This is a genomic window from Brevibacillus sp. JNUCC-41 (assembly GCF_014844095.1).
GTDB classification, from domain to species: domain Bacteria; phylum Bacillota; class Bacilli; order Bacillales; family DSM-1321; genus Peribacillus; species Peribacillus aracenensis.
Map to the genome: position 1 here is coordinate 71,721 of NZ_CP062163.1, position 11,465 is coordinate 83,185.

Annotated in this window: 10 protein-coding genes; 1 reads left to right on the forward strand and 9 read right to left on the reverse strand. The window is 33.2% G+C overall.

Going from position 1 to position 11,465, the window contains the following annotated elements; all coding sequences use genetic code 11:
• Position 1: 1 nt before the first annotated feature.
• From JNUCC41_RS00410 to JNUCC41_RS00450, 9 genes are all read right to left on the reverse strand, one after another.
• Positions 2–1,282: a nucleotide sugar dehydrogenase gene (locus JNUCC41_RS00410; RefSeq protein WP_192207985.1), complete on the reverse strand. Its 1,281-nt coding sequence runs from the start codon at positions 1,280–1,282 to the stop codon at positions 2–4.
• A 7-nt stretch (positions 1,283–1,289) separates the two neighbouring features.
• A complete protein-coding gene (locus JNUCC41_RS00415; RefSeq protein WP_192205867.1) occupies positions 1,290–2,294 on the reverse strand; it encodes an NAD-dependent epimerase in 1,005 nt (334 codons plus the stop codon).
• Between the two features lie 17 nt (positions 2,295–2,311).
• Positions 2,312–3,430 carry a glycosyltransferase gene (locus JNUCC41_RS00420; RefSeq protein ID WP_192205869.1) on the reverse strand — a complete coding sequence of 373 codons (1,119 nt, stop codon included), beginning with the start codon at positions 3,428–3,430 and terminating at the stop codon, positions 2,312–2,314.
• A 128-nt stretch (positions 3,431–3,558) separates the two neighbouring features.
• Complete coding sequence (locus tag JNUCC41_RS00425) at positions 3,559–4,524, reverse strand: ATP-grasp fold amidoligase family protein (RefSeq protein ID WP_192205871.1); 966 nt, start codon at positions 4,522–4,524, stop codon at positions 3,559–3,561.
• Between the two features lie 345 nt (positions 4,525–4,869).
• A complete protein-coding gene (locus tag JNUCC41_RS00430; RefSeq protein ID WP_192205879.1) occupies positions 4,870–6,114 on the reverse strand; it encodes a lipopolysaccharide biosynthesis protein in 1,245 nt (414 codons plus the stop codon).
• Between the two features lie 139 nt (positions 6,115–6,253).
• Positions 6,254–8,083, reverse strand: coding sequence for a polysaccharide biosynthesis protein (locus JNUCC41_RS00435; RefSeq protein WP_192205881.1), 1,830 nt, complete (start codon positions 8,081–8,083; stop codon positions 6,254–6,256).
• 262 nt (positions 8,084–8,345) lie between these two features.
• A complete protein-coding gene (locus JNUCC41_RS00440) occupies positions 8,346–9,110 on the reverse strand; it encodes a tyrosine-protein phosphatase (RefSeq protein ID WP_192205883.1) in 765 nt (254 codons plus the stop codon).
• Between the two features lie 137 nt (positions 9,111–9,247).
• Positions 9,248–9,925, reverse strand: a complete 678-nt coding sequence (locus JNUCC41_RS00445; RefSeq protein WP_192205885.1) for a CpsD/CapB family tyrosine-protein kinase — start codon at positions 9,923–9,925, stop codon at positions 9,248–9,250.
• Positions 9,926–9,960: 35 nt separating this feature from the next.
• Positions 9,961–10,650 carry a YveK family protein gene (locus tag JNUCC41_RS00450; protein ID WP_192205887.1) on the reverse strand — a complete coding sequence of 230 codons (690 nt, stop codon included), beginning with the start codon at positions 10,648–10,650 and terminating at the stop codon, positions 9,961–9,963.
• A gap of 472 nt (positions 10,651–11,122) precedes the next feature.
• Between JNUCC41_RS00450 and JNUCC41_RS00455 the strand changes: the two genes are divergently transcribed.
• The gene (locus JNUCC41_RS00455) at positions 11,123–11,440 is read left to right on the forward strand and encodes a helix-turn-helix domain-containing protein (RefSeq protein WP_192205889.1); all 318 of its coding nucleotides are present in this window, start codon (positions 11,123–11,125) and stop codon (positions 11,438–11,440) included.
• Positions 11,441–11,465: the final 25 nt, after the last annotated feature.

Consider the following 11,465-nt stretch of genomic DNA (forward strand, 5'->3'; position numbering starts at 1 on the left):
CCTATAATCTCCAAAGAGTAATATTATCAGGGCAGGTTTCTCTTTCTAACACACTCTTAATATCAACAACTATTCCTTTACCATGCTTAAGTAATTGACTAAATTGTTCCCATCCTTTTTGAATATAATCATCGTGGGCTACAGCAAAAACAACTACATCTGCTGGCTTAAGTTGATTATGAGGAATTAATTCAACCCCGTATTCTTTTACTGCTTCACCAAAGTCAGCCATTGCATCTGTGACTTGGACCTCAATTCCAAACTCCTCTAGTTCTCGAATAACATCTATTACTTTAGAATTACGAAGATCTGGTACATTTTCCTTAAAGGTAAGACCCAGTACAGTTACTCTCGCCCCTTGTATAGGCATATTTTTATGAATCATTTGTTTAACCAAAGAAGTTGCAATGAATTTACCCATTCCATCATTAATACGGCGGCCCGCTAAAATAACTTCGGGGTGATAACCTACGCTTTCTGCTTTATGAGTTAAATAATATGGGTCAACACCAATACAATGTCCTCCAACTAAACCAGGGGAAAATTTCAGGAAGTTCCATTTCGTTCCGGCAGCCTTTAATACTTCATTCGTATCAATATTTAGACGGTCAAATATAATGGATAACTCGTTCATTAGTGAAATGTTAAGATCACGTTGGGTATTTTCAATAACTTTTGCAGCTTCTGCTACCTTAATAGAACTAGCACGGTAAACACCTGCTTCTACTACAGATCCATACACACTAGCTACAGTTTCTAATACATCTTCATTTTGTCCTGATACAACCTTGGTGATAGTTGTGAATTTATGCTCCTTGTCTCCTGGATTAATACGTTCAGGTGAATAACCTACAAAGAAATCCTTCCCTGCTTTTAGGCCCGATGCTTTCTCCAGTACTGGAACACATTCCTCCTCTGTTGCCCCAGGGTAAACAGTTGACTCATATACAACAATTGTACCTTTTGATAGATTTGCACCTACTGTTTCTGAAGCCTTTAGTAATGGCGTTAAATCTGGTTGCTTATTTTCATTAATTGGGGTTGGAACAGCGACAATAATAAAATCACTATCATGCAATCTAGAACCATCATTGGTAAACTCAATTTCAGCTGCTAAGAGATCATTAGTCTCTACTTCATTTGTATAATCTATTCCATCTATTAAGGTATTAATACGGTGTTCATTAATATCAAAACCAACAATTCGATGTGTTTTACCAAAAGCTACTGCTACCGGTAATCCTACGTATCCAAGTCCAACTACTGCTATTTTTCTATTCATTTCTATATCACACTCCATAATATTCTCTGTACCAATCAATAAAGTTACTAATTCCATCTTTAATATCCGTTTGAGGTTTAAAATTAATATCACGATATAAATCTTCAACATCCGCATATGTTTCCGGAACATCACCGGCTTGAAGTGGTAAAAACTCTTTCTTAGCTTCAATTCCTAATTTTTCTTCGATAGCATTGATAAACTCCATCAATGTTACTGGATTGTTATTTCCGATATTATAAACTTTGTATGGAGCGTAACTTGTTCCTGGATCAGGCTTCTTTCCACTCCATTCTAAATTTGGTTCTGGCTTTCGTTGAATCAAACGAAAAATACTTTCAACAATATCATCAACATACGTAAAGTCGCGCATCATATTTCCGTTATTAAATACCTTTATAGGTTCACCGTTGATAATTGCCTTTGTAAACAAGAACAATGCCATATCTGGTCTACCCCATGGACCATAAACAGTAAAGAACCGAAGTCCAGTAGTAGGCAAGCCGTATAAGTGACTATATGTATGTGCCATTAATTCATTTGCTTTCTTCGTTGCAGCATACAAACTAATTGGATGATCCACATTATCATGAACTGAAAATGGAAGGTTCGTATTTGCACCATACACTGAACTTGAGGAGGCATAAATTAGCTGTCCAACTTTGTTGTGGCGACATGCTTCTAAAATGTTAGTAAAACCAACTATGTTTGATTCAATGTATGCATGTGGATTCTCTAAGCTATAGCGTACGCCTGCTTGAGCAGCTAAATTCACAACTGCGTCTGGCATATGTTTTTCAAAAATAGCAGTAATATTCTCGCGATCTTCGAGATTCGTTTTCTCAAAATAAAAATTTTTATTCTCTATCAACGAAAGTCTTGATTTTTTTAAATTCACATCATAGTAGTCATTTAAATTATCAATTCCAATAACCGTAATACCGTTTGTTAATAACTTTTTTGATAAATGCGAGCCTATGAAACCAGCTGCACCCGTAACTAATACTTTCATTATAATTACCCCTTTATTTAAATTTTATATTGACCTTGGAATTTACTTACGATTTTCTTCACTTCGAATTCCTCAATAACCCTTTTTCTTGCTTGCTTACCTAATAATTTTTTTTCTTCTTCGGTTTTATTTAAAAATTCATTTGTTGCATGCGCAAGTATTTCAGCATTACGAGGAGGAACCACTACGCCATAAGGACCGACAATAAATGCCGAATCGCCAACGTCGGTTACAATACACGGAGTTTCACAAGACATAGCTTCACCAATAACATTTGAAAAACCTTCTCCAGAGGACGATGAAATCAATATATCAGCAGCAGATAGAATTTTCGGTATATCTTCTCTTCTACCAAGTAAAAACACATTTTCTTCAACCTTATTTTGCTTTAATAATCCTATTAGTTCCTTATTATTTTCATCAATATTTACTCCACATAATAAGAAATTAACATCTGACCTCTTTAACTGAATTAAATGAATTGCCTTTATTAAATTCGGGTAATCCTTTTGGACATTCCATCTTCCTACATGTACTATAAGCGGTTTATTTTTAGGTAATTTTATTTCTTCCTCAATTAAACTCTTTGCATTAGGTAGTTTATAAAATGTATCTAATTCAAAACCATTTGGTATTGTTATCATATTAAAAGTACTGTAACCAAATTTGGCATGAATTTCTGCTGCATTTATTGAGCAACTGATTACAGAATCTACCTTTTTGGAAAGTAATGCATTTAATTTAGCAATCTTTAATACCAAACTTTTATTCATATTTTTCTCAAGATTCGAGTGCCTTATACCCCATATAAGTTTTTGTTTAGTGGAACGATTTTTAATTAAAAAACCAAATAAATCTGCATGATACATCCATGTTTGAATAATCTGTGCATCTTTCACAAGAGACCTAGCCCTTTTTATAAAAAAAGGATTAATTATACCTCTTTTCATCCCTAGAGTATGTACTGGTATTCCCATCTCTCTTATTTTAGGACCGAAAACCCCTTCATCCATCATAGAGATAACTTCGAAATCATACTTAGTATGGTCAGCATTTTTTAATAGCTTGAAAAGCATAGTTTCTGCGCCACCAACATTTAATCCAACTATAATGTGGATAATTTTCAGCTTAGACATATATTTATCACATCACCTAATGTATTTCTAATTTTAATAAAACATTTCATTTTTACCCTTTAGTTTAAAAGTAATGAATTTAGCTAACTATTAATTAATAAGCAAAAACATAAACTATATTTCTAATATTATTTTTTCACTACTGTTTCACTTTCTATATCTATCCAGCTACCCATTTTCTTGTCCCACTCTAGCGGAGTTATATTTTGTGAACCACCACCGTGATAAAAAGTTATTTCTCCAAAATAAATTTCCCCTTTAATATTGTACAAATCTACCCTACAGTGAGGAAACGGTTTAGATAGTATCTCTGCATATTCAATCATTTTATCTAAGTTTTGAGGTTTGGATATCAAGGATTGATCAAAGTGTTCCCTTCCTACTTTCACATCTAAATAATTAAAGTTTGTATCATATACATTTCTTCGAGCATCTGCACTATGAGACCCATCAGGATTAGTTGTATCTATATCTACAAATATTAACTTTACTTTTCCTTCAAAGCATAAAAATCGATAATCTATTAGTGAACTATTATCTTCACTTTCTAATACTTCTTCAACCATTAATTTAGGTATAATATTTTTATAATTCCACTCTCTTGACTGTAAATAATAGTTCTGTTTCAAAGCATAATTAAAATTCCTTTTAAATTTCTCTTCATCAAAAAAGGTATTCCTATCATATATTATATTTGTACCTGAACCATGATTGCATTTGATGAAAACTTTATCAGGCAGGTCTTCAAATTTAATTTCATCAGCATTATTGTATACCCCATAAATATTGGTCAATATTTGACCTAATCCACACTTTTTTATATACTCTCTAACTCTATATTTATCGGAACAAATAGTTAATAATGGATCTCTATTATTAATTTTCAACCACCATAATTTTTCATTAAATAATACAGGATTTTCTAAATTCAATTTTTTACCTGTATTTTCTTTATATTTCATCTTAGCAAATTTTTCATCACTAATTTTAGATACTGCCCTAACTTTAATTTTATTAGCTGATAAGTATAGTTTTTTTATTGATTTATTTCTATTAGAAATTCTTCTTAACGTATTTTTGATTTGAAAAATCATTTTATAAGACCTCCCTTAAGATAGAAATATCACATGCAACGTCACTTAGCTACTCGGGATAACTTCTCTCGGATAATGGCTCAGGCACATTTTCTAATAATGAGACCATATCCATGACAGGCTTTATAGAGTGTCAACTAAAGAATATCGCAATCGGAGACATAACTCTTTGCTTGTTCATCATTAATTCTGCTTAATCTAACATGATTAAATACGATTGTATTGCCCACTACCCTAGTAAATAAACTCACATCAGTTTTGTGCACTCATATCATTTATCACCGAAAATTTCAAGGTAAAATATTGGTATTTATCACAAAAAAATTATTATCACATTTGCGATAATCATTTAACGTGATATAATTTATTTTTTTTATATATAATATAAAACAATAAACTGCCACTAAGTAAAGCTTGAAACATACGAGAGATTAATAGGGTATATGATGCTCCATTAATACCATCTGTACTAATGAAATAGTAACTACTAATTATGGTAACAATAGTTACTATTAAATTCATTATGGGTTGTATTTGAATAGCTCTTGCAGCAACAATGGACACTGTAAAAAAGGTTGTAAGAAAACCAAATATCAAGGAAGATGAAATTATTATAAAAGAATCATTATAGGGAGTATACTTACTACCATATAAAATATTCAGTATTAATTCTCCTTGTAGAACAATTAAAGTGATTATTAACAAAGAAACAGTTATTGAGACTATAGATAATTGCAAGTTAACCTTCAAAAACTTTTTGATTTTATTTTGTTGGTATGCATTAGCAATTCCTGGGGCAACCAGTAACGATATTGGTGTAATGAGCATATTGCTAGCAATCAATATATAATATAATGCTGAAAATATTCCTACCTCTTCTGTCCCTGAAAAATATTCAAGAAAGTATTTTGGGATATTAGTGTTCAAGGAACTAATCAACGAAACTACCCCTAATGGAAATGCCATCTTCATTAATTGTATCGAGCTGCGATCAAATACAGGAGTAAATCCTCCCAAAGGTTTTAAATGTTTCAAATCATAATTCACTAATCTTACTATCATTACAATTAGCAACCCCAAAAGAGAGAAAATAAGGCTTCGAGTATAAAAATAAAGGATACCTACTGCAACTATACTAGAAATCCCTCTATACATTTGGGATTTTCCTATTATATCAATCTTATTTTTCTTTTGATAAAGCCCCATACAAATATCACTTAAACCTTCAAAATACTTTATAATCCCCAATAATATGATTACTAAAATAGTTTCAATATTGTTACTATAAAAAAATGCTATAGGAATTATCAATATGAAAGAAATAGTTAAGTGTATAATTCTCCCACCAAAATATTGAGCGAAATTATATTCATTATTACTGTCAGTCGCTAAAAAGGTTCTTAATTGAAAGCTAAAAAAAAGTACAATGGGAGCAGTAATAGCTAATCCAAGAGAGTAGACTCCAAGGTCAGCAGTAGAGCCAAATCTGGCAATTATAGTAATAATAATCCATTGGGACAATGCATAAATTATATTCCCAAACAATGACCATGATAATTTAGAAAATATATTGTTTAATTTTTTCCACATTTTCGTTTTCCTTATATAATAATCCTGTAAATTTTATTTTTAATGACTTATTTAAACAATTTATTTCATCTTTTTTTTATTAATTAAAAAAGAGGAAAATCAAACCCGTCCTTTACAAGCAATTTTTTTCATTCTCCTCTTAATAGATTGCTTCTTTCATAGCTTGTTGTATTCCTTCTTTAGCATTGGCAATCTCGATTAACTGTTCTTTTAATAGAGCTGTTTGTTTCTCTGGGAGACTATTAATAAACTGCCAAAGAACGTCTCCTTCAACAATAGCTGCTTTTCCAATATGAATCTTCGGAAAAACTTGCTTTGCATGGACTTCATTTTCATTTAGTAGTTCTTCATACATTTTTTCTCCAGGTCGTATCCCAGAATATTCAATTCCGATTTCCTCAATTGAGTAACCCGATAATTGAATAAGATTAGTAGCTAAATCTACAATTTTCACAGGTTCCCCCATATCCAAAACAAAGATTTCTCCTCCTCTTGCAAGAGAACCAGCTTGAATAACTAAACGGGATGCTTCAGGGATTGTCATAAAATAACGTGTCATTTCAGGGTGCGTAACAGTAACAGGACCTCCAGCTAGAATTTGCTTTTTGAATAGAGGGATTACACTTCCTCTGCTTCCAAGAACATTTCCAAATCGGACGGCAACAAATTTTGTTGTACTATGTTTATCTAACTGTTGTATGACCATTTCTGCAATCCGCTTTGTTGACCCCATTACATTCGTTGGGTTAACAGCTTTATCGGATGAGATCATAACAAAAGTGGATACCCCATAAATATCTGCTGCTTCTGCTACGTTTTTAGTTCCCAAAACATTATTTTTTACGGCTTCATGAGGATTATACTCCATAAGTGGCACATGTTTATGGGCTGCCGCATGATAGATAACATCGGGTCTTTGGATGTCCATTACTTCAAATATTCTTTCTTGGTCCTGTATATCTGCAATAACCGGTATGATTTCTATTTGTTCAGAATACAATCTTTTCAATTCCATATCAATTTGATAAATACTATTTTCACCATGACCGAGCAATACAATTTTTTTTGGAGAAAATCTGCATATTTGACGACAAATTTCCGAACCAATAGAGCCGCCCGCACCCGTTACTAGAATTGTCATACCAGTAACGTATCCCGAGATACTATTCATATCTAATTCAACGGGTTCTCTTCCTAATAAATCTTCCACTTCTACTTCTTTAAATTGATTAACCGCTACTTTGCCCAACATAATATCTTCAAGCATCGGCATGATTTGCGTTTTTGCATTCGTTTTCACACATTCATCAAAAATGACCTTCAATTCCTTTTTACTTAATGAAGGTATCGCAATGACGATATTATCTATATGATATTTCCCCACCATTTCGGGGATATGTTTTGAGTTACCCACAACGGGAATTCCTAATATGTCTAGCTTATCTTTTTTCGGATCATCATCAATGAATGCTACTGGTTTAAGTTCCGTATCATGATTGTTAAGAAGTTGACGAACAACCATGGTTCCAGCGGATCCAGCTCCGATGACCAATGTATTCCTCGTTTCCTTTCGATTATTTATCAAACGGTCACGCAGCATTCTCCAAGAAAATCGCGACCCGCCAATAAGGAGGACATGCATCATCCAGGTCAGTGCCATGACCCTTACATAAACATCTTGAAAAACCATTAACTGAATGGCGATAACAGTGATAACCGATAAGCTTACGGCTTTAACAATGGACAGTAACTCTCTTATACTTGCATACTCCCAGGCCTTCTTATACAGTTTATAAATAGAAGCAAAAAAATGATGGCTGATTAATAGGGAGACTGATGTGACTAACAGTGTTGGTAATTTAAATATTTCCAAATAGGGATACAAGAATAAATAACTTACATAAATGGCCGATAATACTATTAATGAGTCTAATAGGGCCAGAAGTGTTAATCGTTTTCGGTAGGCCAACCACATTTCCCCCTTTAATATTGTTTGATTTACTCTCTATTAAAAACAGTTCATTTATGAATGTATTCTATTTCACATGCTTTTCATTGTTTATTTAAGAATGAATGATACTGTTTATGTTTCTGTATCTTTTGACTATTTTAAAAATACCTTTATGATTTAAGGCGTTAAATTATTGGTCGTTCAGAAACAATAAACCCTAAAACTTTATAAGAAGGCAAAATTTTTTTAATATTAAATCGCTTCCTAATTATCGATCATTTTAAAAGATTCCAAAAATTTTTCTTTTAAATGGCACTGGTTTTTCAACTGCAGGACTTTGGTTCTTTAATAGCTGTTCGGCATTTTCTTTAAAATAAAATGTACGTTGTATTCCATATGACTTAGTGATTGTTTCATAGGCATGTTGTAACGTGAACCCTCTAGAGCCAATATTATGGGCATCTGTTGCAATAAAATGGGCTAAATTATGTTCGATTATCTTTTTTGAAAATGATTGGATACTTTTACCGAAGTTCCCGATTATACTGCCAGAGGTAAGTTGAGTTAGCGCGCCCTCCTGAACCAATTCAAATAATAGTTTATGATTTTCTATCAATTCCTTATTTCTCTCCGGATGTACGATAATCGGTGTTATTCCTTTAAGCAGCAGTTCGTAAATCACTTCTTGTGTATATATAGGAACCCTTCCCGACGGGAGCTCTAACAGTAAATATGTACCGTTATCATCTAAGGTTAGGATTTCTTTTTTTTCAAGTGAATTAAATATGTCCCGATGAATTCTTACTTCTTGTCCGAGATGAATGGTAAGAGAAATATTGTTTCGTTGTAAACTCTCATTAAACCGCACTGCACGGTCAATGATGCTACTCTTAACATTTACATATTTCTCATTTAAGTGATGTGGCGTGGCGTATATATGAGTGATTCCTGCTTCTACCGCTTTTCTTACCATATTCATACTTTCATTCATGTCCACGGAACCATCATCAACTCCTGGGAGAATGTGACAATGTATGTCGATCAAATTCCATACACTTCCTTTTAAAATAAATAGGTAAAAAAGTCCCGATGTATAAAATAGGAATTATTACCCTGATTAATAGTAGCATATAAAACTGCCATCAAACAGGGTGTTATTTTGTCGAAAATTGTTTTATTTCGTTAAGATTGATAATAATAATAATTGCTGTTATCCGTTTCAACGCCATTCAAAACGACTCCAAGCAAGGATGTATTAGCTTTCACTAAAAGCTCCTTTGCTTTTACGGCACTTTGTTTGTTTGTCTTGCCGCTCGCCACTACCATGATCACGCCATCACATTTATTGGCTACAATTTGGGAATCCGGTACTACTAGAACGGGCGGTGTATCAAAAATGATATAATCATACATTTCTTTTAATTCATCAATCGCTATTTCTATCGCTTTGGAATTTAATAATTCCGAAGGGTTAGGCGGTATTGGTCCACTCGTCAGAATTTCAAGATGAGGCACATTCGTCTTCATGAGTGCTTTTTCTATGCTCATTTTCTTCGTTAGCACACTCGTAAGCCCCTCTATATTACTAAGACTAAAGGCATAATGAACCGATGGTTTCCTTAAGTCTGCATCCACAAGCAAAACCTTTTTCTCCTCCTGTGCCAAAACAATCGCGAGGTTAGCAGCTGTCGTCGATTTCCCATCATTTGGCTCCGATGAGGTTACCACAATGGTTTGTATGTCTTTATCCACTGAGGAAAATTGAATATTCGTTCTAATTAATCGATATTGTTCAGTGATAGGTGATTTGGGGTTAGTCTGTGCAATCAAATTCACCTGTTTTTTATCTTTACTCCTCAAAAATCCCGCTTCCTTTCATACTGCTTTTATACGGATTATCCTTTATTATGTACTTGTGTAATCTTTTGAATCGATCCAAGGATGGGTAATTCTAGGAGTCTCTCAATATCATCCTCGTCCTTAATCGTATTGTCCATATACTCCAGTAGGAATGCCAAGCCTATTCCAGCCATCAATCCAACTACGACCGCAATTGCAATATTCAAGACAGGATTAGGTTTTACAGGTGTAGGATTCTCCTTAATTTCTGCCTTAGCCAGTACGCTAACATTGTCGACGTTCATGATATCCTTGATTTCCTTTTGGAACGTTTCAGAAATCGTGTTTGCAATTTCTACAGCCTGTGACGGATTACTGTCTTGAACCGTTAATGAGAAGACTTGTGAATTTTCTTGGCTGTTAATCGTGATTTTTTCACTTATTTGTTCAACGCTTTGGTCTAATTCAAGCTTATCAATGACCTTCTCCAAAATGGCAGGGCTTTTTATGATAACGCTGTATGTATTGATCATGTCGATATTAGATCGTATTTGAGTCGAGTCCAATTGGTTCTCCGATTGCTTCTGGTTAACCAGGATCTGTGTCGAAGATTGATAAACGGGTGTTAATAAGAAATAAGAAATCGTTCCACTAATCAAAGCGGCAATTAATGTCAGCAGCATGATTAGCTTCCAACGTTTCTTTAATGTTTTAAAAATATCTGTAATACTAATAGTTTCTTCCATTTCATCCTCCTGATATGTTAAAAATGACCTATTGCATTATACCATAATATTACCTATATATATGTATTTCCAAGGAAATTTACTTGAATTTTACAACGAAAGAATTATTTTCTAATGCAAGAGTAATTTTACAAAAAATAGAATGGCAATACAAAGGAAATAATTACTAAATTTGAAATATAGCATTAAACATATATATTTAACCCTTTTTCCAGAATATTCGGGACTTAAATTTCAATAAACTTAATTATACACCAAATCCCAATCTTTCTTATAAGAATTATCTATTTTAAATTTTTTTCTTAAAAATAGCCTAACTAAATGCCTACCCATATAGGAAAATTCGTTTATATATATAATTGTGTCAAGTATTTTAGTGCCTAGTTATCATTAAAAATGAAAGGAAAATGTGTAAACTGAAAGTGATAGTTTAAATCAGTATTTTTCATATTAATGGTTAGGTGTGGTCAAAATGATAGGTAACCGAGTTAAGTCGCTTAGGGAAGAAAGGAAAATGTCAATTAGTGAACTCTCCGCAAAATCCGGTGTTGCCAAATCCTATATAAGCTCACTGGAAAGAAACCTTCAAACAAACCCTACCATTTTAGTTTTGGAAAAGATCGCTAGAATCCTTTGTATTAAAGTGGATGCTCTGTTGAATGATCAAGCAGACAAGAGCATGGATGAAGAGTGGATGGAAATTATGCAGGATGTTATGGGGTCTGGCATATCGAAAGAGGAAATGCGCGAATTTATCGAGGTTAGGAAATGTAATGTTCGTGAAATATAAATGTTTATGAATCGCTCTCTTTTTG